This is a genomic window from Streptomyces sp. NPDC051211, from assembly GCF_040689505.1.
Classification (GTDB): domain Bacteria; phylum Actinomycetota; class Actinomycetes; order Streptomycetales; family Streptomycetaceae; genus Streptomyces.
This window is the reverse complement of sequence record NZ_JBFBAV010000054.1, coordinates 20,427-41,490: the sequence shown is the minus strand read 5'-3', so window position 1 is coordinate 41,490 and position 21,064 is coordinate 20,427. Positions and strand designations below refer to the sequence as shown.

General features: G+C 73.7%; 20 protein-coding genes and 1 riboswitch. Of the genes, 8 read left to right on the top strand and 12 right to left on the bottom strand.

From position 1 onward, the window contains the following. From AB0447_RS32580 to AB0447_RS32555, 6 genes are all read right to left on the bottom strand, one after another. Nucleotides 1–823: ECF transporter S component (locus AB0447_RS32580; protein ID WP_366480490.1), on the bottom strand; the 823-nt coding region annotated here is incomplete at its 3' end. A 98-nt stretch (nt 824–921) separates the two neighbouring features. Continuing rightward, nucleotides 922–2,982, bottom strand: a complete 2,061-nt coding sequence (locus AB0447_RS32575) for an ATP-binding cassette domain-containing protein (protein ID WP_366480489.1) — start codon at nt 2,980–2,982, stop codon at nt 922–924. 3 nt (nt 2,983–2,985) lie between these two features. After that, nucleotides 2,986–4,374 (bottom strand): energy-coupling factor transporter transmembrane protein EcfT, encoded by a 1,389-nt coding sequence (locus AB0447_RS32570; RefSeq protein ID WP_366480485.1) that lies wholly within the window; start codon nt 4,372–4,374, stop codon nt 2,986–2,988. Continuing rightward, the gene (locus AB0447_RS32565) at nt 4,371–5,054 is read right to left on the bottom strand and encodes an SCO2322 family protein (protein ID WP_366480484.1); all 684 of its coding nucleotides are present in this window, start codon (nt 5,052–5,054) and stop codon (nt 4,371–4,373) included. Before AB0447_RS32565 ends, AB0447_RS32570 begins: the two co-directional genes overlap by 4 nt. Further along, nucleotides 5,051–6,337: a hypothetical protein gene (locus AB0447_RS32560; protein WP_366480483.1), complete on the bottom strand. Its 1,287-nt coding sequence runs from the start codon at nt 6,335–6,337 to the stop codon at nt 5,051–5,053. The genes AB0447_RS32565 and AB0447_RS32560 overlap by 4 nt, the downstream gene beginning before the upstream one ends. 104 nt (nt 6,338–6,441) lie before the next feature. Continuing rightward, nucleotides 6,442–6,519, bottom strand: a riboswitch (cobalamin riboswitch). A 279-nt stretch (nt 6,520–6,798) separates the two neighbouring features. Then, complete coding sequence (locus AB0447_RS32555) at nt 6,799–7,857, bottom strand: MBL fold metallo-hydrolase (protein ID WP_366480482.1); 1,059 nt, start codon at nt 7,855–7,857, stop codon at nt 6,799–6,801. 217 nt (nt 7,858–8,074) lie between these two features. On the opposite strand from AB0447_RS32555, the gene AB0447_RS32550 reads away from it, so the two are divergent. The 3 genes from AB0447_RS32550 (at nt 8,075) to AB0447_RS32540 (ending at nt 10,621) form a co-directional block, all read left to right on the top strand. Next, nucleotides 8,075–9,547: an aldehyde dehydrogenase gene (locus AB0447_RS32550; RefSeq protein ID WP_366480481.1), complete on the top strand. Its 1,473-nt coding sequence runs from the start codon at nt 8,075–8,077 to the stop codon at nt 9,545–9,547. Beyond that, complete coding sequence (locus tag AB0447_RS32545; RefSeq protein ID WP_366480479.1) at nt 9,547–9,780, top strand: ferredoxin; 234 nt, start codon at nt 9,547–9,549, stop codon at nt 9,778–9,780. Before AB0447_RS32550 ends, AB0447_RS32545 begins: the two co-directional genes overlap by 1 nt. A gap of 76 nt (nt 9,781–9,856) precedes the next feature. Next, a complete protein-coding gene (locus AB0447_RS32540; RefSeq protein ID WP_366480478.1) occupies nt 9,857–10,621 on the top strand; it encodes a hypothetical protein in 765 nt (254 codons plus the stop codon). Nucleotides 10,622–10,665: 44 nt separating this feature from the next. Here AB0447_RS32540 and AB0447_RS32535 read toward each other — a convergent pair whose 3' ends face one another. Then, entirely contained in the window at nt 10,666–11,355 is a 690-nt protein-coding gene (locus AB0447_RS32535; protein ID WP_366480477.1) for a TetR family transcriptional regulator, read from the bottom strand. A gap of 229 nt (nt 11,356–11,584) precedes the next feature. Between AB0447_RS32535 and AB0447_RS32530 the strand changes: the two genes are divergently transcribed. From AB0447_RS32530 to AB0447_RS32520, 3 genes are all read left to right on the top strand, one after another. Then, entirely contained in the window at nt 11,585–12,889 is a 1,305-nt protein-coding gene (locus AB0447_RS32530) for a glycosyltransferase family 4 protein (protein WP_366480476.1), read from the top strand. 72 nt (nt 12,890–12,961) lie between these two features. Next, entirely contained in the window at nt 12,962–13,696 is a 735-nt protein-coding gene (locus AB0447_RS32525; protein ID WP_366480475.1) for a class I SAM-dependent methyltransferase, read from the top strand. Beyond that, the gene (locus AB0447_RS32520) at nt 13,693–14,787 is read left to right on the top strand and encodes a prenyltransferase (protein WP_366480474.1); all 1,095 of its coding nucleotides are present in this window, start codon (nt 13,693–13,695) and stop codon (nt 14,785–14,787) included. Before AB0447_RS32525 ends, AB0447_RS32520 begins: the two co-directional genes overlap by 4 nt. Nucleotides 14,788–14,841: 54 nt before the next feature. Here the strand turns inward: AB0447_RS32520 and AB0447_RS32515 are convergent, their stop codons facing one another. After that, nucleotides 14,842–15,135, bottom strand: a complete 294-nt coding sequence (locus AB0447_RS32515) for a hypothetical protein (RefSeq protein ID WP_366480473.1) — start codon at nt 15,133–15,135, stop codon at nt 14,842–14,844. A 116-nt stretch (nt 15,136–15,251) separates the two neighbouring features. On the opposite strand from AB0447_RS32515, the gene AB0447_RS32510 reads away from it, so the two are divergent. Next, entirely contained in the window at nt 15,252–15,797 is a 546-nt protein-coding gene (locus AB0447_RS32510; RefSeq protein WP_366480472.1) for a hypothetical protein, read from the top strand. 20 nt (nt 15,798–15,817) lie between these two features. On the opposite strand, the gene AB0447_RS32505 is transcribed toward AB0447_RS32510, so the two are convergent. The 4 genes from AB0447_RS32505 to AB0447_RS32490 form a co-directional block, all read right to left on the bottom strand. Then, nucleotides 15,818–16,828 (bottom strand): LLM class F420-dependent oxidoreductase, encoded by a 1,011-nt coding sequence (locus AB0447_RS32505; protein WP_366480471.1) that lies wholly within the window; start codon nt 16,826–16,828, stop codon nt 15,818–15,820. A gap of 139 nt (nt 16,829–16,967) precedes the next feature. After that, complete coding sequence (locus AB0447_RS32500) at nt 16,968–17,825, bottom strand: DUF5336 domain-containing protein (RefSeq protein WP_366480469.1); 858 nt, start codon at nt 17,823–17,825, stop codon at nt 16,968–16,970. A gap of 97 nt (nt 17,826–17,922) precedes the next feature. After that, complete coding sequence (locus AB0447_RS32495) at nt 17,923–18,963, bottom strand: N-acetylmuramoyl-L-alanine amidase (protein ID WP_366480468.1); 1,041 nt, start codon at nt 18,961–18,963, stop codon at nt 17,923–17,925. Between the two features lie 113 nt (nt 18,964–19,076). After that, entirely contained in the window at nt 19,077–19,721 is a 645-nt protein-coding gene (locus AB0447_RS32490; RefSeq protein ID WP_366480467.1) for a class I SAM-dependent methyltransferase, read from the bottom strand. Nucleotides 19,722–19,935: 214 nt separating this feature from the next. On the opposite strand from AB0447_RS32490, the gene AB0447_RS32485 reads away from it, so the two are divergent. After that, entirely contained in the window at nt 19,936–21,009 is a 1,074-nt protein-coding gene (locus AB0447_RS32485; RefSeq protein WP_366480466.1) for a hypothetical protein, read from the top strand. Nucleotides 21,010–21,064 lie beyond the last annotated feature (55 nt).

Here is a 21,064-nt window from a genome sequence, read left to right as displayed (position 1 = left end):
GTACCCCTTTTTGGGGTGTGGCCTGGGCCACTTCGGGCCCTGAATCGAAGGTGCCGGACGCGTCGAACGAAGCTTTCCGAGTCGCCCGGCGGAGCGCCTTCAGCAGGGTGCCGCCCAGGGCGAGGGTGAGGGCGACGGTCAGCGCCGCCCGGCCCAGGTCCCAGCCGAGGGAGGTCGCGGTGCAGTACGCGAGGAAGCGGGCCAGGTTCTCCGGCAGGGGCTCGCCCGGCTGGAACGAGGTGCCCGTGGACATGCCCGCGATGAGCGGCCAGCCCTGCAGGTTCATGACCGTGCCGTACGCGAAGGCCGCCAGGAACCCGTAGGCCGCGAGCATCCACAGTTCGGCCCGGCCGCGGATCCGGTCCGGGCCCGGGAGCAGCCCGGCACCCAGCGCGAACCAGCCCATGGCCAGCATCTGGAACGGCATCCAGGGGCCCACCCCGCCGGTGAGCAGGGCGGAGGCGAACATGGTGACGGCCCCCAGGACGAAGCCGAAGCCGGGGCCGAGGACCCGGCCGCTGAGCACCATCAGGAAGAACATCGGCTCCAGCCCGGCCGTGCCGGCGCCCAGCGGGCGCAGCGCCGCCCCGACCGCGGCGAGCACCCCGAGCATGGCCACGGCCTTGGCGTCCATGCCGTTGTCGGCGATGGTCGCGACGACCACGGCGACCAGCAGCGGCAGCAGGGCCGCGAACAGCCAGGGGGCGTCCTGGGAGTGCGCGAGCCCCGACCGCGCGTCGGCGAGCAGGGGCCAGCCGAAGCCGGCGATGCCGATGAGGGTGACGAGGGCGAGGGCGGTGGCGGCGCGGGGGCCGATGCGGATGGGGCGGGGCGGGTGGGGTGTGCGGGTCGGGTGGGTCGTGCTGGTTGTACTGGTTGTACTGGTTGTGCGGCTGCTGCTGGGCGTGCGGGGTGTGCGGCTCATGGGGTGGCCTCCCCGGTGGGGCGGGGGCCTGGGGGGCCGCTGCGGTAGGTGCGGCCGGGGCGGGGTTCCTGTGGGGGTTGGGGGACCTGTGGGGGTTGGGGGGCTTGTGGTTTCGGGGGGTTCTGGGGGGTGGGTGGAGCCGGGTGGGCCGCCAGGGCCTGGGCGACCTGGGTCACCGTGAGCCAGTGGCCCGGGGCGAGGATCTTCGCGACCTGCGGGGCGAAGGCGGGGGAGGAAACCACCACCTCGGCGGTCGGGCCGTCCGCGACGATCTCGCCGCCCGCCAGGATGACCACCCGGTGGGCCAGCTCGGCGGCCAGTTCCACGTCGTGCGTGGCCAGCACGATCGCGTGTCCGTCGGCGGCCAAGCCGCGCAGGATCTCGATCAGCCGCGCCTTCGCCGCGTAGTCCAGGCCGCGGGTGGGCTCGTCGAGCAGGAGGAGCGCGGGCCGGCCGGTGAGGACCAGCGCGAGGGCGAGGGCGAGGCGCTGCCCTTCGGACAGGTCGCGCGGATGGGTCTCGTCCGGGACGTCCGGCAGCAGCGCGGACACCAGCTCCCGGCAGGTGCCGGGGGCCGCGCCCGCATCGGCGTCGGCCGCCTCGCACTCGGCGCCGACCGTGTCGGCGTACAGCAGGTCACGGGGCTCCTGCGGGACCAGGCCGACCCGGCTGACCATGTCGGCGGGCGCGGTCCGGTGCGGGACGGCCCCGGCGACGGTGAGCGATCCGGAGGCGGGCTCCAGCATGCCGACCAGGGTGGACAGGAGGGTGGATTTGCCGGCGCCGTTGCGGCCCATGAGGGCGATGGTTTCGCCGGGGGCTACGGAGAGGTGGATGTTGCGGAGGGTTTCGGTGCGGGCGCGGCGTACGGAGAGGTTGGTGGCGAGGGCGACGGGTGCCGTGGTCGTGGCCGTGGCCGTGGCCGTGGCCGTCCCCGTGCCCGCCCTGCCCGTGGCTGTGGCCGTGCCGGCACTGCCCGTGGCTGTGCCCGTGTCCGTGCCCGGGGGTGCCGGGGTGCGGCGGCGGAGGCGGAGGCGGGCGAGCAGGCCGGGGCGGGGGCCGCTGCGCGGGGCCTCTTCCCCACCCCGCCCCTTCCCGTAACCGGGGGCTCCGCCCCCGGACCCCCGCGCCTCAAACGCCGGCGAGGCTGGAGATGGCTCCGCCCCCGGCGAGGCCGGGTGGGGGTTCGACCCCGGCGGGGCTGCGTGGGTTCCGTGGGGCGGGGGTGCCTGGGGGGTGAGGGCGGCGAGGTGGGTGTTGAGGGGGGTGGCCGTGCGGCGGGCGTCGCGGATGGAGAGGGGGAGGGGGGTCCAGCCCGCGAGGCGGCCCAAGGCCACCACCGGCGGGTGCACCGGCGAGATCGCCATGATCTCCGCCGGGGTACCGAGGACCGGCGCGGCCCCCGGCGCCGGCAGCAGGACGACCCGGTCCGCGTACTGCACCACCCGTTCCAGGCGGTGCTCCGCCATCAGCACGGTCGTCCCCAGGTCGTGGACCAGCCGCTGGAGCACGGCCAGGACCTCCTCCGCCGCCGCCGGGTCCAGCGCGGAGGTCGGCTCGTCCAGCACCAGCACCCGCGGGTGCGGGGTGAGGACCGAGCCGATCGCCACCCGCTGCTGCTGGCCCCCGGACAGGGTGGCGATGGGGCGGTCGCGCAGCTCGTTCAGACCGAGCAGGTCGAGGGTCTCCTCCACCCGGCGCCGCATCACCGCAGGCGGCAGCCCCAGCGACTCCATGCCGTACGCGAGCTCGTCCTCCACCACGTCCGTCACGAAATGGGCGAGCGGGTCCTGGCCCACCGTGCCGACCACGTCCGCGAGCTCCCGCGGCTTGTGGGTACGGGTGTCCCGCCCCGCGACCGTGACCCGGCCGCGCAGGTTACCGCCCGTGAAGTGCGGGACCAGCCCGGAGACCGCGCCCAGGAAAGTCGACTTGCCGACACCCGAGGGGCCGACGAGGAGGGTCAGCTCACCCTCCGGGATGGTCAGGTTCGCGTCACGGAGGGCAGGGGCGGGCGCACCCTCGTACGTGACGGACACCTGCTCGAAGCGGATCACCACTTACGACGCCTCCTGCGAAGGTACGGGTGCCACGAAGGCGGGGAGCAGACCGATGAGGACCGCTGCCGCCGGCCACAGCGGCAGACCGGGCGCCACCAGGGGCACCACCCCCGGCTTGAGGCCCTCGGGGTCGGTCGACCCGGCGTAGATCATCAGGGCGGCGACGGCGGCGCCCGAACCCGCGACCAGCCAGGCGCGCACCCCCCAGCGGTCGGGGCGGTAGCGGGTGCGGACGCTGCGCCGGCCGCCGAGCCGGAGCCCGGCAAGAGCGAGGGCGAGCCCGCCGAGGAGGACCGGCAGGCCGTAGCCGGCGCCCTCGGCGGCCAGCAGCCCGTACGTGCCGGCACACATGCCGAGCAGGCCGCCGAGGGTGAGCACGTTGGTGGTGTGCCGGACCGCGGGCGGCACATCGGCGGTACGGCCGTAGCCGCGGGCATCCATGGAGGCGGCGACGGCCACGGACCGTTCGAGCGCGCCCTCCAGGACGGGCAGACCGATCTGCAGGATCGCCCTGATGCCGCCGGTGGGGCGGCCGCGCAGGCGACGGGCGGTCCGCAGCCGGACCACGTCCGCGACCATGTTCGGCGCGAAGGTCATGGCGACGACGACGGCGACCCCGGCCTCGTAGAGGGCGGCGGGGAGGGACTTGAGGAGCCGGGCCGGATTGGCGAGGGCGTTCGCGGCGCCCACGCAGATCAGGAGGGCGGCGAGCTTCGCGCCGTCGTAGAAGGCGAACACGAGCTGCTCGGCGGTGACCCGGCCGCCGATGCGGATGCCCTGGGCCCAGTCGGGGAGGGGGAGTTCCGGGAGGGTGAAGAGGGTGTGGGTGCCGGGGATGGGGGACCCGAGGACCACGGAGAAGAGGAGGCGGAGGGCGATCACGAACAGGCCGAGCTTGATGAAGGCGCCGTAGGAGCGGGCCCAGGGGGCGTCGGTGCGGCGGGCGGCGACGACGTAGCCGGCCACGCCGATGATCAGGCCGAGGAGGAGGGGGTTGGTGGTGCGCGAGGCGGCGGTGGCGAGGCCGAGGGCCCACAGCCACCAGGCGCCGGCGTGCAGGGCGTTGCCGCGGCCGGCCTCGGGGGCGCGGAGCTTCTGTATGTACGCCGGCCGGCGGGGCGGGGCCGGCCTGCCGCCCCCGGCTCCGCCCGGCCCGGAGGCCCGCCGGGGCACGGCCCCGGCCCTGCCGCCCGGGCCGCCCACCCCGGCGCGCCCGGCCACACCGAGAGCGCGCACATCGCCGCCGTCCGCGGCCGGGGCCTGGGCGGGGACGCTGCTGGGCGCGGCCTGGTCGCCGGGCGCGGGCGCGGGTGTGGCGTCGGGCCGGCCCGGGGTGGCGTTGGGTCGGCTCGGGGGTGCGGTGTGCGGAGGGTGGGTGGGGGAGGTCATCGGGGGCGGCGGCGGGATTGCCAGAGGGCGGCTGCGGCCAGGGCCAGGACCGCCGCGATGCCGGCGAGCAGGCCCACCGACGGGCCGCTGTCCGAGGGGGAGGGGGAGGACTGTGGCGGTGTTGACGGGGAGGGGGCCGATGCGGACGGGTTCGGGGCGGAGTCCGAGAGCTGTTCGCCGCAGCCCTGGCGCGGGTAGCCGGAGATCGCGCACAGCAGCGCCGAGGCGTTGTAGCGCAGCGGCTTCGCCACCGCCGCCAGGGCCTCCGCCGCCGTGGCCTCCGGGGGGACCTGGGCGCAGGCCGTGCGCGGGGCGTCCTGCGGCGGGGTCTCGCCCGCGGGCGCGTCCGCCGGGACGCCGAAGTCGACCACCACGGCCACCCGCTTCTTGCCCGGAACGGCCGGCGTGGTCCCGCAGACGGCCGCGAAGTCCGCCGCGACCCGCGGCTGCGTGCCCTGCACCGAGTCGTCCTTGCTCACCGCGAACCGGAAGCCCTGCACCTCGCCGTCGGCCGGCCGGACCAGCGAGGGGCCCTGGGTGGCGTACGTCCACCGGCCGCCCGTACCGCCGTCCCAGAACGACCAGTACCGGTAGCCGGCCGCCAGCGCGGGGCTGCTGAGGAGGACCCCGAGCAGCAGCGCCACCAGTAGGGCCGGTGCGGCGAGGTGCCGGCGCGTCACGGCTGCTGCTTCTTCCGGCGGCCGCTGAGCAGGATGCCGATGCCCACACCGGCGGCCGCGCCCGCGCCCACGATCCACCACACCGTGCCGGAGGAGTCGGAGGAGTCGGACTTGTCCGAGCGGACCATTCCGCCCGTCGCCTTCGTCGGCGTCGCCGCCGGGGCCGGGCCCTGCGCGTTCAGTGCCGCCACCAGGTCGGTGCCGCCGAACGCCCTCGGGTCGGCGCCGCCCGCGTGCGCGGCCAGGATCAGCTGGGCGTACGCGGCCGGGCCGGCGGTCTTCGCCCAGCCGGCGGCGTTCTGCTTCAGCCAGGCCAGCGGCTTCGCCGCGGCAGAGCGGTGGCCGCCGGCGGCAAGGGCGACGACCGCGTCCGCCGTGTTGCCGAAGTCCGGCTGGTCGGTGGCGCCCGGCATCGCCGACATCAGGTGGTCGCCGGTGGCCGCGAGCTTCGTGCTCAGGAAGGCGTTCGCGCCCGCCGCGGACTGGGCCGGGTCCTTCGCGCCGCCTGCCTCGCAGGTCACCGCCTTGGGGTCGACCGGCTTGTCGGCGGCCGGGGCGGCCACGACCATGCCTTTGCCGAGCACGCCCAGCACGGCGGCCGCGGTCGCGTCCGCGTTGGCCGGCAGCTTGCCCGCCTTGTCCGGCTGGAAGGCGAAGGCGCCCAGGTCCTCGGGCTTCGAAACGCCCTCCTGCACGCAGGCGAGCTGCAGGGCGCGCAGCGCGTCGTACGGGGTCTTGCCCGACTTCGGCGACTTCAGCGCGGCGGGCTGCTCGCCGGCCGCGGCCAGCGCGCCCACCACGATGCCGGTCGAGTTGGCGTCCGTACCGGAGTCCATGGCGCCGCCGGGGCTGTAGCTCCAGCCGCCGTTGTCGTTCTGGACGGCCTTCAGCCAGCCCGCGGCCTTCTTCACCTGCTCCTCGTGGCCGCCGAGCACGGCCAGGGCCTGCACCGCGGCGGCCGTGGCGTTGGTGTCGAGCATCATCGTGGCGTCGCAGGCCTTGGCGGTGTCCGGGCGGAACGCGGCGAACGCGCCGTTCGCGCACTGCTGTCCGGCCAGCCAGTGCACGGCCTGCGGAGCGGGCTTCACCCCGGCGGTGTGCTGGGCGAGGAGGGCCAGCGACTGGCGGAAGACGCCGTCGTACGTCGGGTCGCCGGTGCCGTAGAGGCCGGAGGGTATGACCGGCGAGGGGGAGGGTGACGGTGCGGCGAAGGCGGTGGGAGCGGCGACCGCGCAGAGCACGGCGGAGGCGGCGAGCGCGGCTGCGCTGCGGCGGACGTTCATGACGGGGCGGGTGCCTCTCCTGCTGGGGAGCAGGAGGCAGGCACGCGGGGTACCGGGCTCCGGCTCCGTATGACCTCGACGGTGCCGGTCACCGTTTCCGTACGGGGCATTCCGGCTTCCCGCCGTCCGGAGGGCGGCGGGTCACGGCTGCGGGTCAGTGCCGGATTCGCACCGGCTTCCCCCCGTACGGACGTGTTGACGACCTGCCCACTCTACCGGCCCGTATCGGGCCTGCCCCCGGGCCGTATCGGGCCTGCCCCCGGCCCGTATCGGGCCTGCCCCCGGCCCGTATCCGGCCTCCCTCCGGCCTGTGCCTGGCCTCCCTTCGGCTGGTATCCGGCCTACCCGCGGGCCCGTATCCGCCTTGCCCCCGGTTTACCCGCGGGCTCGTATCCGGGCCTCCCTCCGGCCCGTGCCCGGCCTCCCGGGGGCAGGCCCGTGCCCGAGCCTGCCCCCGCCGCTCACACGGCCCGGTACGCCACCGGGTCCGAGCCCGGGACGGCCTCCGCGCGGCCCGTTTTCACCAGGCGTCGCAGGTGGGCCTCGGCCTCCGAGACGGCGATGTTGCGGGAGCCGTACGGGATCTGCTCCCACGGCCGGTTCCATTCCATCCGCTCCGCCAGGGCCCAGGGGGTGAGCGGTTCGGCGAGCAGCCGGTGGAGGCCGGCCAGGCGTTCCTCGTGGTGGAGGAGGAGCTCGCGGACCCGGGCCGGGGCGTCGGTGAAGGCGTGTTGGTGGGCGGGGAGGACCTCGGCGGGGGCGAGCCGGCCGATGCGTTCGAGGGAGTCGAGGTAGTCGCCGAGGGGGTCGGTGGCGCGGGTGACCCCGTGCTCGTCGGGGGCCTCGTACAGGCCGATGTGCGGAGTGATGCCGGGGAGGAGGTGGTCGCCGGAGAAGAGGCGGCCGTTGCCGGGGAGGTTGGCGGGGTGCTCCTCCTCCAGGTGCAGGCAGACGTGGCCGGGGGTGTGGCCGGGGGTCCAGATGGCGCGGAGCCGGCGGCCGGCCAGCGGGAGGAGTTCGCCGGGCACGATCTCGCGGTCGGGGACGGCGGCGTGCAGGCCGGGCAGGGTCCGCATGCGGCCGGCCCGGCGGGCGGCGCGCAGCGGGGCGATGTGCTCCTCGGGTGCGCCGGCCAGGCCGAGCTTCTCGCTCATGTAGTCGAACCAGACGCCGGGTTCGGCGGAGCGGGTGCGGACGACGACCTCGGTGTCGGCGGCGTGCATGGCGATCCAGCAGCCGGAGGCCTCGCGGACCCGGCCGGACAGGCCGTGGTGGTCCGGGTGGTGGTGGGTGATGACCACGCCGTGGATGTCGGCGGCGGACAGGCCGAGGACGCCGAGGCCGGCGTTCAGGGTGTCCCAGGAGGCGGGGTCGTCCCAGCCGGTGTCGACGAGGACCGGTCCGCGGTCGGTGTCGAGGACATGGACGAGGGTGTGGCCGAGGGGGTTGTCGGGGATGGGCACCCGGAGGGCGTGGACGCCTCCGCCGTGGTCGGTCACCTGGTCGGTCACCTGTGACATGAGTCCCCCTGCTGCCGGTTCACGCGGATCATTCGGACGAGAACTTGTTCCACTCGACAGTAGTAGCCCAAGTCGACCATCTTGCGCACCTGTTGGCGCGGCATTGGATCATCCGTCGCACTTCTGTCCGCGGCGTGGACTCCTGCAACTAGAACTGGTATCAGTTCTGAAGCATCGTCAGGGGTGGTAGCGCAGCAGCCAGCAGGAGGCATCAGCCATGACCGAGCTCGTGGAACACGGACAACTGTTCATCGGCGGGGAGTGGGCCGATCCGCTGGGCGGCGACACCATCGAGGTCGTCTCCCCGCACACCGGGCAGGTCATCGGCCGGGTCCCGCACGCCTCCCGGCAGGACGTGGACCGGGCCGTCGCGGCCGCGCGGAAGGCCTTCGACGAGGGGCCGTGGCCCCGGCTGGCCCTCGAGGAGCGGATCGCCGTCGTCTCGCGGATCAAGGACGCCATCGCGGTACGGCACGAGGAGATCGCCCGCTCGATCAGCTCGCAGAACGGCTCGCCCTACTCGTGGAGCGTGCTCGCCCAGGCCCTCGGCCCGATGATGGTCTACGACGCGGCGATCACCGTCGCCCGCGACTACCCCTACGAGGAGCACCGGACCGGCGTGCTCGGGCCGATCCTGGTCCGGCGGGAGCCGGTGGGTGTGGTGGCGGCCGTCATCCCCTGGAACGTGCCGCAGTTCGTGGCCGCGGCCAAGCTCGGGCCCGCGCTGCTCAGCGGGTCGACGGTGATCCTGAAGCCGTCCCCGGAGTCGCCGCTCGACTCCTACATCCTCGCCGACATCGCCCGCGAGGCCGGGCTGCCGGAGGGGGTGCTGTCGATCCTCCCGGCGGACCGGGAGGTCAGCGAATACCTGGTCGGGCATCCCGGCGTCGACAAGGTGGCCTTCACCGGCTCGGTCGCGGCCGGCAAGCGGGTCATGGAGGTCGCCGCCCGGAACCTGACCCGGGTGACCCTCGAACTGGGCGGCAAGTCGGCGGCGGTCGTCCTGCCGGACGCCGACCTGGACCTCACCGTGCCCGGCCTGATCCAGTCGGCCTGGATGAACAACGGGCAGGCCTGCGTGGCCCAGACCCGCATCCTCGCCCCCCGCAGCCGGTACGACGAGGTGGCCGAGGCGCTGGTGGCGGCGGTCCGCGCCCAGGTGGTCGGCGACCCGCTGGACCCGGCGACCCAGATCGGGCCGCTGGTGGCCAAGCGGCAGCAGCAGCGCTCGCTCGACTACATCGGCATCGGCCAGGAGGAGGGCGCCAAGATCCTCACGGGCGGCGGCATACCGGCCGGGCTCGAGCAGGGCTGGTACGTGGAGCCCACCCTCTTCGGGGGCGTCGACAACTCGATGCGGATCGCCCGCGAGGAGATCTTCGGGCCGGTGGTGTGCCTGCTGCCGTACGGGAACGAGGAGGAGGCGGCCCGGATCGCCAACGACTCCGACTTCGGGCTCAGCGGCAGCGTGTGGACCGCCGATGTGGAACACGGCATCGACTTCGCGCGGCGGGTGCGCACGGGCACGTACAACGTGAACACCTTCAGCCTGGACATGCTCGGGCCGTTCGGCGGCTACAAGAACAGCGGTGTGGGGCGGGAGTTCGGGCCGGAGGGCCTGAGCGAGTACCTGGAGCACAAGATGATCCACCTGCCCGCCGGGTACCAGCCGCCCGGGGCGGGTGCCTGATGGGGGACCGCTGGCACGTGGAGGTCGACCGCGGCGTCTGCATCGGCTCGGGCATGTGCGTGAGCCACGCCCCGGCGGGCTTCACCCTGGACTCGGCCCGCCAGTCGCATCCGGCGGCCCCGGAGACGGACGCGAACGAGGGCGTGCTCGCGGCGGCGGAGGGCTGCCCGGTCGAAGCGATCATGATCACCCTGCTGGGGTCGGGCGAGGCGGTGTTCCCGCCGGAGGAGTAACCCCAGGGGGTGTCCGGCCCGGTCGGCAAGACACCCTGGGCCCGGGCCCCGCGTCGCGGCGCGCGGGCCCGGGCGTGTGACACTCCTGCGACGGCTGCCGGAGAACGCCCGGCGGCGCGGCGGGGAGTGGGGAAGCCGGATGGGCGGGTACGGGCGGGTGGGCGCGGCCGCGGCGGTGGTCGCCGCGGTGGTGGCGCTGGCGGGCGGCTGCGCCCAGCCGGCCGGGTCGGCCGCGCCCGGGGCACCCGCGGCGCCCCGGCCAACGGCCACTCCATCGGGGACGCTCGCCGACACGGCCGGCACCGCCGCCGCGGGGGCCTTCGGGAAGGGGGCCGCGCAGGCGGACATCGACGCGGCCACGGCCGCGGCCGGGCTGCCCGCGTCCGGTTCGCCCGGGACCAGGGCACCGTCCCCGCCCCCGTCGGGCCGGCCGGTTTCCGAGCTGGACGCGCTGGTGGCGCGGGGCTGGGCGTGTTCGGCCATCTGGTCGGCGGTCGGGCCCCTGGGGGGTCCCGGGGAACCCGAGGCCCCGCGCGCGAAGTTCGACGCGACCCTGAAGGAGCTCGTCGCACGCGGCTGGGCCGCCGGGAAGCAGACCGAGGAGCCGCTGGACGGCACCTCGGCCACCGGGGGCGGGAACGGCACGGCCGTCTTCGTCATGCTCACCAAGCGGAACTGGTCCCTGCAGGCTCGGCACACCGAGGCCGGTTCGCTGTGGGCGATGGCTTTCACGGCCACCGAGGACGCCTGCGAGGCGAGGTTCACGGAGCGGGAGCTGAAGCTGATGGAGGAGGCGGGGGACCGGCGCACGCGGGGCGGCGTGCCGCGCGACCGGAACTGACCAGCCCGGCCGGCCCGGCCAGCCCGGCCGACCCGGTGGCGGGGTCAGGAACCGGACTTTTCCCGGGGGGTCGGGGACGGGGCCGGGGACGAGGCCGGGGACGAGGCCGGGGGCTGCGGGGCCGGGGCCGTCAGGTCGATGAGGCGGCAGACCGTCTCGATGTCGATCTTGACCTGGGCGATCGAGGCGCGTCCCGACAGCCAGGTGATCAGCGCCGAGTGCCAGGTGTGCTCGATCACCCGGACCGCGGAGAGCTGTTCGGCGGTCGGCGGGGCCTCGAGGCCCATCGCGTCCAGGATGATCGCCGTGGTCAGCCGGGAGACGGTGTCCACCTCGGGGCTCACGCTGCGGTCCGCGAAGGTCAGCGCGCGCACCATGGCGTCGGCCAGGTGCGGTTCCCGCTGCAGGGCCCGGAACGCGCGCATCAGGGTCTCGGCGACCCGGGCGGAGGGTTCCTCGCCGGCCGGCGGCCGCTTGCGCAGGGTCGTGTGCATGTGCTGGAGCTGGTCCTGCATCGTGGCCACGAGCAGGTGCACCTTGGAGGGGAAGTAGCGGTACAGCGTGCCGAGGGCGACGCTGGAGGACTCGGCGACCTCCCGCATCTGCACCGCGTCGAAGCCGCCCCGGCTGGCGAGTTGGGCGCTCGCGTGCAGGATCCGCCGACGGCGGGCCTCCTGCCGCTCCGTCAGGGGCGGGGACGCCGGTGTGGTGACGGCTTTGGCTTCCGCTGTCATATGTCCCGTTCCGAGGTGATTCCGAGGTGATGGAGTCGCACTGTCCGAGGCGTGGCCACGGCCCAGCATGTCAGGCGGACGAGCCGTGGCGCGAATCACCTGCTCCGCCTCTTACGGTGTGGTTTCCGACCGGTAGATTCAATCTCCTTGACGGATCAAGTCTGAAACTTGTTCTACATTATCCGAGCGGTTACGCTCCGGCGAAAGTGCAGTGAGAAGGGGGCCGAGAGTGACCGCTGAGGCCATGGTGGCGAGCCCTTTCCCGGGTGCCGCCGCCGACGGCGACCGCCCGTTGCGCATCGCGCTCCTCACCTATAAAGGGAACCCGTTCTGTGGCGGGCAGGGCGTTTATGTCCGGCACCTCTCCCGTGAACTCGTGCGCCTGGGCCACACCGTCGAGGTGATCGGCGCCCAGCCCTATCCCGTGCTCGACGAGGGCGCCACCCTGACCGAGCTGCCCAGCCTGGACCTGTACCGGCAGCCCGACCCGTTCCGCACCCCCAAGCGCGGCGAGTACCGGGACTGGATCGACCTCCTCGAAGTCGGAACCATGTGGACCGGCGGATTCCCCGAGCCGCTGACCTTCTCGCTGCGCGCCCGCCGCCACCTGGCCGCCCGCGCGGGCGAGTTCGACGTCATCCACGACAACCAGACCCTCGGCTACGGCCTGCTGTCCGGCCTCGGCGCCCCCCTCGTCACCACCATCCACCACCCCATCACCGTGGACCGGCGACTCGACCTCGCCGCCGCCAAGGACCGCAAGAAGCGGGCCTCCGTGCGGCGTTGGTACGGCTTCACCCGCATGCAGAAGCGGGTCGCCCGGCGCCTGCCGTCCGTACTGACCGTGTCCGGCTCCTCCCGCCAGGAGATCATCGACGACCTCGGCGTCCGCGAGGACCGCATCCACGTCGTGCACATCGGCGCCGACACCGACCTCTGGTCGCCCGACCCTGCCGTCGACGAGGTGCCCGGACGGATCGTCACCACCTCCAGCGCCGACGTCCCGCTCAAGGGCCTCGTCCACCTGGTCGAGGCGCTGGCCAAGCTGCGCACCGAGCGGCCCGACGCGCACCTCGTCGTGGTCGGCAAGCGCGCCGAGCGCGGCCCGGTCGCCAAGGCCATCGAAACGTACGGACTGCAGGACGCCGTCCGCTTCGTCAAGGGCATCACCGACCGCGAGCTGGTCGACCTGGTCCGCGGCGCCCAAGTCGCCTGCGTGCCGTCGCTGTACGAGGGCTTCTCGCTGCCCGCCGCCGAGGCCATGGCCACCGGCACCCCGCTGGTCGCCACCACCGGCGGCGCGATCCCCGAGGTCGCCGGACCCGACGGGGAGACCTGCCTCGCGGTGCCGCCCGGGGACGCCGGTGCGCTCGCCGCGGCGCTCGGCCGGCTGCTCGGCGACGCCGACCTGCGGGCCCGCCTCGGCGCGGCCGGCCGCGACCGGGTGCTGTCCCGGTTCACCTGGGCCAAGGCCGCCGAGGGCACCGTCGCCCACTACCGCGCCGCCATCGCCCGATCCGCCCGTACGCGGTGATCCGTACGCCGTGACGCTCCACCCTCACCACCCCCGCGACCCACACCCCCGCGACCGCGAAGGCAGGACCTCGTGCTGACCGTCGATTTCTCCCGGTTCCCGCTCGCCGCCGGCGACCGAGTGCTCGATCTGGGCTGCGGCGCAGGCCGGCACGCCTTCGAGTGCTACCGGCGCGGCGCCCAGGTGGTCGCGCTCGACCGCAACGGGGAGGAGATCCGCGAGGTCGCCAAGTGGTTCGCCGCGATGAAGGAGGCGGGCGAGGCCCCGGCGGGCGCCACGGCCACCGCCATGGAGGGCGACGCGCTGGCGCTGCCCTTCCCCGACGAGTCCTTCGACGTGGTCATCATCTCCGAGGTGATGGAGCACATCCCCGACGACAAGGGCGTGCTCGCCGAGATGGTGCGGGTGCTCAAGCCGGGCGGCCGCATCGCGATCACCGTGCCCCGGTACGGCCCGGAGAAGATCTGCTGGGCGCTGTCCGACGCCTACCACGAGGTCGAGGGCGGGCACATCCGCATCTACAAGGCCGACGAACTGCTCGGCAAGATGGAGGCGGCCGGCCTCAAGCCGTACGGCACCCACCACGCCCACGGCCTGCACTCCCCGTACTGGTGGCTCAAGTGCGCCTTCGGCGTGGACAACGACAAGGCGCTGCCGGTCCGCGCGTACCACAAGCTGCTGGTCTGGGACATCATGAAGAAGCCGCTCGCGACCCGGCTGGCCGAGCAGGCGCTGAACCCGGTCATCGGCAAGAGCTTCGTGGCCTACGCGACCAAGCCCCACCTGCCCGTGGGCGCGGCGCAGTGAGCTCGTCCGGCGGCGCCACCGGTCGTACGGAACACCTGGTCCTGCCCGGAGTGCTGACGGTCGACCAGGCCGCCGAGACGGTGGCCGGCATCCTCGCGATGCAGCGGGCGGACGGGGCGATCCCGTGGTTCCGCGGACACCACCTGGACCCGTGGGACCACACCGAGGCCGCCATGGCCCTGGACGCGGCCGGGGAGCACGCCGCCGCCGAGGCCGCGTACGCCTGGCTGGCCCGGCACCAGAACCCGGACGGCTCCTGGTACGCCGCCTACGCCGACCGGGAGGACGGCGTCGACACGGCCGAGCCGCAGGACGCCGGCAAGGAGTCCAACTTCACCGCCTACCTCGCCGTCGGGGTCTGGCACCACTACCTGTCCACCGGGGACGACACCTTCCTGGACCGGATGTGGCCGGCCGTCTACGCGGCCGTCGAGTTCGTCCTCGGTCTTCAGCAGCCGGGCGGCGAGATCGGCTGGAAGCGCGAAGCGGACGGCACGGCCGTCACCGACGCGCTGCTGACCGGGTCCTCGTCGATCCACCAGGCCCTGCGGTGCGCCCTGGCCATCGCCGCCCACCGGGAGGAGCCGCAGCCGGACTGGGAGCTGGCGGCGGGCGCGCTCGGGCACGCGATACGCAGCCACCCCGAGCGGTTCCTGGACAAGAACCGGTACTCGATGGACTGGTACTACCCGGTCCTCGGCGGGGCCCTCACCGGTCCCGAGGCGAAGGCGCGGATCGAGGAGCGCTGGGGCGAGTTCGTCGTCCCGGGGCTGGGTGTGCGCTGCGTGCTGCCCAACCCGTGGGTGACCGGCGGTGAGAGCTGCGAGCTGGCGCTCGCGCTGTGGGCGATGGGCGAGTCGGACCGGGCGCTGGAGATCCTCCGCTCGATCGCGCACCTGCGCGCCGAGGACGGCCTGTACTGGACCGGCTACGTCTTCGAGGACAAGGCGGTCTGGCCGGTCGAGAAGACCAGCTGGACCGCGGGCTCGCTGCTGCTGGCGGTGGCGGCGCTGGGCGGCGACCCGGCCACCGTCGCGGTCTTCGGCGGCGCGGACCTGCCGCCCGGGCTCGACCCGGCCTGCTGCGCATAGTCCTGCCGGCCGGGTCCTGCCCGGCCGGACGGGGGCGGGACGGGCGGGGACTGCTCAGCGCCCCCGGGCCAGGAACCGGGCCACGGCGTGCCCGATCACCAGGTAGACCACGGCCGCCAGGCCGTACCCGAAGACCACCCGGGCCCACTCCTCGTCGAAGGTGAACAGGTCGTGGGACCAGCCGGCGAGCCAGGTGGCCGCGTCGTGGAACCAGTTGACCACCTCGTTCGCCCGGTTGGCGTCGAGCAGGTACATCACGATCCAGATCACGATGACGGCGGCCAGCAGGTCGGCGACGAGCGCCACCAGCCGGGCTGCCGTACCGCTTCCGCTGCGGTGGTAAGGCATGTCCCGCGTCTTGCCGGGATGGCGCCGTTGAAACCCGGACGGCCGCTCCGAGTCGCGGGGCGGCCGGACCCGGGTGAGGCTGCGGGGAGTACAGGCGCACCCCCCGGAGGTCAGTCGTGCCCGTCTTCCGTACCGCCCGAGTCCGCCGCGCCCTGGTCGCGGTGCTCCTCTCCTGCGCGCTGCTGGCGGGGGCCACTGCCTGCGGTGGTGACGGAGCGAAAGAGGCGGGGCCGACGCCGGTCAACTCGGCGGAGCAGCAGAAGTTCGCCAAGACCCGGTTCGTGGCGAACGCCGGGCTCGCGGCCGGCGCCACCTACCAGTGGATCATCAAGCCGTACCGCGAGGGCAAGTTCAAGCAGGGTGCGGACGGCCGGACCCTCGCGCTGGTCAAGGCGGGCCTGGCGGGCGCCTTCACCTACAACCGGCTGAAGGCGGCGGTGAACAACGCCAAGGGCGACGAACTGCTGTCGAAGGCGGTGGCTCCGCTCACGGACGGCATCGAGTCGCTCAAGAACCTGGGCACCAAGCTCCGCAAGGGCGAGGCCACCGACGCGGACATCGGCAACTTCGAGAAGATGATCAACGATGTGAAGACGGCGGGCGCGAGCGCGGGCGCGGAGGTCAAGGACCAGGTCCCGTCCACCTCCCAGCTGGGCGGGTAGCGCAGCCGGCGCCCCCGGCCTCAGGTGTTGAGCTCGGCCAGGACCCGCAGGGTGTGCGGGTCCGGGGCGGTCACCAGCAGGTCGGTGACCGGGCCCTTGCGCCACAGCTCCAGCCGTTCGGCGATCCGCTCGCGCGGGCCGACCAGGGAGATCTCGTCGGCGAAGGCGTCCGGTACGGCCAGCACGGCCTCCTCCTTGCGCCCGGCGAGGAACAGCTCCTGGATCCGCCGGGCCTCCTCCTCGTAGCCCATCCGGGCCATCAGGTCGGCGTGGAAGTTGCGGGCCGCGTGGCCCATGCCGCCGATGTAGAAGCCGAGCATCGCCTTGACCGGCAGCAGGCCCTCGGCCACGTCCGCGCAGACGTTGGCGCGGGCCATCGGGGCGATCATGAACCCCTCGGGGAGGTCCGTGAGGGAGGCCTGGTAGACGTCGGTTCGGGTGGGGGACCAGTAGAGGGGGAGCCAGCCGTCCGCGATGCGGGTGGTCTGGGCGATGTTCCTGGGGCCCTCCGCGCCGAGCAGGACCGGCAGGTCGGCGCGGAGCGGGTGGGTGATCGGTTTGAGGGCCTTGCCGATGCCGGTGCCGTCGGGGCCGGTGTACGGGTGGCTGTGGAAGCGGCCGTCCAGGGCGACGGGGGCCTCGCGGCGCAGCACCTGGCGGATGATGTCCACGTACTCGCGGGTCGCGGTGAGCGGGCTCGCCGGGAACGGCCGGCCGTACCAGCCCTCGACCACCTGCGGCCCGGACAGGCCCAGGCCCAGCATCATCCGGCCGCCGGAGAGGTGGTCCAGGGTGAGGGCCTGCATGGCGGTGGCGGTGGGGGTGCGGGCGGCCATCTGCGCGATGGCGGTGCCGAGCCGGATCCGCGAGGTGTGCGCGGCGATCCAGGTCAGCGGGGTGAAGGCGTCGGAGCCCCAGGCCTCGGCGGTCCACACGGAGTCGTAGCCCAGGTCCTCGGCCTCCACGGCGAGGTCGAGATGGCCGGGGGCGGGTCCGCGTCCCCAGTAACCGAGTGCGAGTCCGAGGCGCATGCGGGTCCCCTCTGCCGAAACTGTCCGACGACCTCAATCGGATCTGATGATTCGTCAGGGGACTGTAGGGCAACGGCCCCTTGCCGGGAAGTGGCAAGGGGCCGTTGTCGGGTGTGCCCGGCTTACGCCGGAGGCGGGATCAGCCGCGCTGGATGCCCGAGGTGTCGTTCAGGACGCCGCGGCGGCCGTCCTGGGTCTGGGCGACGAGGGCCTGGGGGCCGCGCTGGTCGACGGCCAGGTACCAGGTGCCGGGCGCCAGTTCGGCGATCGGGGTGGGGGAGCCGTCCTCCGCGAAGAGGGGGCGGGCCACCGGCACGGCGAACCAGAACGGGGTGAAGTCGGCGGCCGGCTGGGGCTCGGCCTGGGCCTGGTGCTGCGGCTGGGCGTCCTGCGGGCCCGGTGCCGGAGCGGGGGCCGGGGCAGGGGTCTCCTGGCCCTGGCCGCCGTACGGCGGGACGGGCTGCGGGGCGCCGCCGTACGGCTGCTGTCCGCCGGGGTAGCCGTAGCCGGCGCCGGGCTGACCGGGGTGGCCGGGCTGGGCACCGTACGGCGGGACGGCCGCCGGGGCCGCGGCGGGCAGCAGCGGACCGGCGAGCGCGGGCAGCTTCGGACCGGCGATGGCGATGCCGGCCAGCGCCAGGGCGGCGAGGAAGGAGATGATCGCTCCGCCGCCGAGGTCCGCGCGGTCCGGGGCGACGATCAGGGACCACAGCGCGGACCAGGCGGACGCGACGGCGAGCACCGTGCCCCAGCCGGTCAGCGGTACGCCGGCGAGCTGGCGGCCCGCGGGCAGGAAGCGTGCGGCCAGGAGCATGCCTGCGGCGACGAAGCCGAGCAGGAAGATCGTCGGCAGGACCAGACCGTAGATGTCGGTGTCCCACGCGCCGGGCATGTCGAGGCCGTCGGAGGAGTAGTAATCGAGGAACGAGGCGATGAACAGCAGCACCGCTGCTCCGATCACCACGCCGTCGCCTCGAGTGAGGGAGCGGATGTTCACTGGGTAGGTGTCCTTCTCGGTCTCGGTCGCGGGCGGGGACCATCGTACGGATGTTTCCCGGGCCCGAGGGGATCGGGGCACCCGGTGCCCCGACTCCCTACCCGCCGAGGAACCCGACGATGCCGTCCGCGATGCCCTGCGCCGCCCGCTGGCGCCATTCCGGACTGGTCAGCAGGGCAGCGTCCTTGGCGTCACGCATATTGCCGCATTCGACGAACACCTTGGGCCGGGTCGACAGATTGAGACCACCGAGATCGTCGCGCACCACCAAGCCGGTACTGCCGCCCACGTAGTTGGAGGGGGCCATGGAGGTGGTACGGACGAAGTTGCCGACGATGCGTTCGCCGAGCTCGAGGGAGGGCCCGACGATGGGGGAGGTGTCCGCGGTCCCGCCCGACACCCGGGCCGGGAGGATGACGTGGAAGCCGCGGTTGCCGGCCGAGGAGCCGTCCGCGTGGACGGACACCACCGCATCGGCCTTGGCCTCGTTGCCGATCCGGGCGCGCTCGTCGATGCAGGGTCCGAAGGGGCGCTCGGCGGTGTGGGTGAAGACCACGCGGATACCGCGGGCTTCGAGTGCGGTCCGCAGGCGCCGGGAGACGTCGAGGGTGAACTCCGCCTCTTTGTAGCCGGAGTTGGTGGTGGTGCCGGTGGTGTCGCACTCCTTGCGGCCGGTGCCGATGTAGACCTGCTGGTTGATTTCGCGGGAGTGCTGGAAGTTGCCGGGGTTGTGGCCGGGGTCGATGACCACCGTACGGCCGGTGAGCGGGCCCTTGCCGGCGCCCTGGACGGGGGCGGGCGCCGCGGACGTGGCCGGGGAGGCGGCCGGGGCCGTGCCCGGGGCCGTGCCGGGGGAGGCGGCCGCGGGCGTGCTCGGGGCCGGGGACCCGCTCGCCTTGGCGTCCCCGCTGCCGGGCGCGGCCGACGGCTGTGCGGCGGGCAGCGGCAACACCCGGGCCGGCGGCGTACCGTCGGGACCCGCACCGCCGCTCACCTGGACCAGGACCCAGCCCGCGAGGAAGGTCGGCGCAAGGGCGGCCGCCGCCACGGCGAGCGTGGAGCGGCGGGCGAACCACGGCCGGTCCGGGCTGACGGAGGAGGCGGATTCCGGGGGCGGGGGGCTGTCGTCGTACGGCACGTCGCGATGCTAGACCGCGCAACCGCCCGCCGTCCGGACCCCGGGCCATCCGGCGGCGATGACAGACCCGGACGGACCTGGACGGACCGGGCGGATCGGATGGATCGGATGGATCAGATGCCGGGGCCGGTGCGGCGCAGGACGCGGAGGGAGTCCGTCACCGAGATCTCCTCGAAGGCGCCGGAGGCCATCGCGCGGAGGTAGATGCGGTACGGGGCCTGGCCGCCGTCCGCCGGGTCCGGGAAGACGTCGTGGATGGCCAGGGTGCCACCCACCGCGACGTGCGGGGCCCAGCCCTCGTAGTCGCCGGTGGCGTGCTCGTCGGTGTGCCCGCCGTCGATGAAGACGAAGCCGAGCGGGCCGCCCCAGGTCGCCGCGACCTGCGGGGACCGGCCGACGATCGCGATGACGTGCTCCTCCAGGCCCGCCTTGTGCAGGGTCCGCCGGAAGGTGGGCAGGGTGTCCATCAGGCCGATCTCCGGGTCGACCACGGTCGGGTCGTGGTACTCCCAGCCCGGCTGCTGCTCCTCGCTGCCCCGGTGGTGGTCCACGGTGATCGCGGCGACGCCGGCCTCGCGGGCGGCATCGGCGAGCAGGATCGTGGAGCGCCCGCAGTACGTGCCGACCTCCAGCAGCGGCAGGCCCAGCCGCCCGGCCGCGGCGGCCGCCTCGTACAGGGCGAGCCCTTCGCGTACGGGCATGAATCCCTTGGCTGCCTCGAATGCGGCGAGGGTTTCCGGCTTGGGGGCGGCGGCCATGGTGTCTCCGGCGGTGCGTGCAGTGGATGAGGCGGGCCCCATGCTGCCCTACCGCCCGGTAGGGGTCCATGCCCGGGTCGCTTCCGTTCGGCAGCCGGGTCTGCTGCCGAACGCGGTCCGACTGGCGGTCGCTCGTGGCCCCTGCGGGGGACGGCTCCGGCGCGTTCCGTCCCGTTTCCTTGTCCGTTTATCCGTTCTCCGTACTTTTGCCGCCATGTCTCCCATGACCAAGCTCGGAGTTTTCGCCGGGGCCGCTGCAGCCCTCGCGACGGTGGTCGCGATGCCCGCCCAGGCCCAAGCGCAGGCGATCGTGCTGTGCAGTCAGACGGCCCTCCGGAACGCCATCACCCAGGCCAACACCATCCCCGGCCCCGCAGTCCTCTTCCTCGCCCCCGGCTGCACCTACACCCTGACCTCCGCCCACAACCCCGGTAACGGCCTGCCGATCGTCACCAGCCCCATCACCGTCATCGGCAGCGGAAACACCATCCAGAGGCAGTCGGCAGCCGAATTCCGCATCTTCGAGGCGAACGGCGCGAACGCACATCTGACCCTGAACAACGTCACCGTCCGTGGTGGGCGGTCGGATTCCAACGGCGGCGGGGGCATCCTCGCCGGAGGCGGCGCCGACCTCACCCTCAACTCCGTCGAAGTGACCAGGAACGTCTCGGACGCCGAAGGTCGCGGCGCAGGCGTCAACAGCGGTTTCGGTTCGCAGCTGACCGTCCGCAACAGCACCGTGAGCTTCAACTTCTCCACGAACAACGCAGGCGGCATCAACAGTGATGGCACCGCCAACATCTCCAACACCACCATCACCGGCAACACCGCCCAGGACAGCGGCGGCGGGATGGACGCCCGCAACAGCATGACCTTGAGCAACAGCCGTGTGACCGACAACGCGGCCGGGGACGACGGCGGTGGCATCCACACGCTCGACCTGACGGCGACCATCAGGGACACCCTCATCCGCGGCAATACCTCGACCGGATCGAACGGAAACGGGGGCGGCATCCAGAACAGGGACAGCACGCTGACTCTCGAACGGACCACCGTCTTCGCCAACCGGTCCTTCGGGATCAACGCGCCGGGAGGTGGCATCGCCAACAATGCCGCCTCCACCCTCACCCTCCGGAACAGCTCGGTGACCCACAACTCTGCGCGTGAGGCCCCGGGTGGCATCTACAACGACGGAGGCACGGTCTCGCTGACGGCCACCCCGGTGACGGACAACGAGCCGACCAACTGCACCCCGAGCGCCCCACCGGTGGCCGGCTGCGTGGGCTGACCCCCGCCCCGCTGGAGGGGCGTTCCGAGAACACGTTCCATTCTGACCTTCCGTC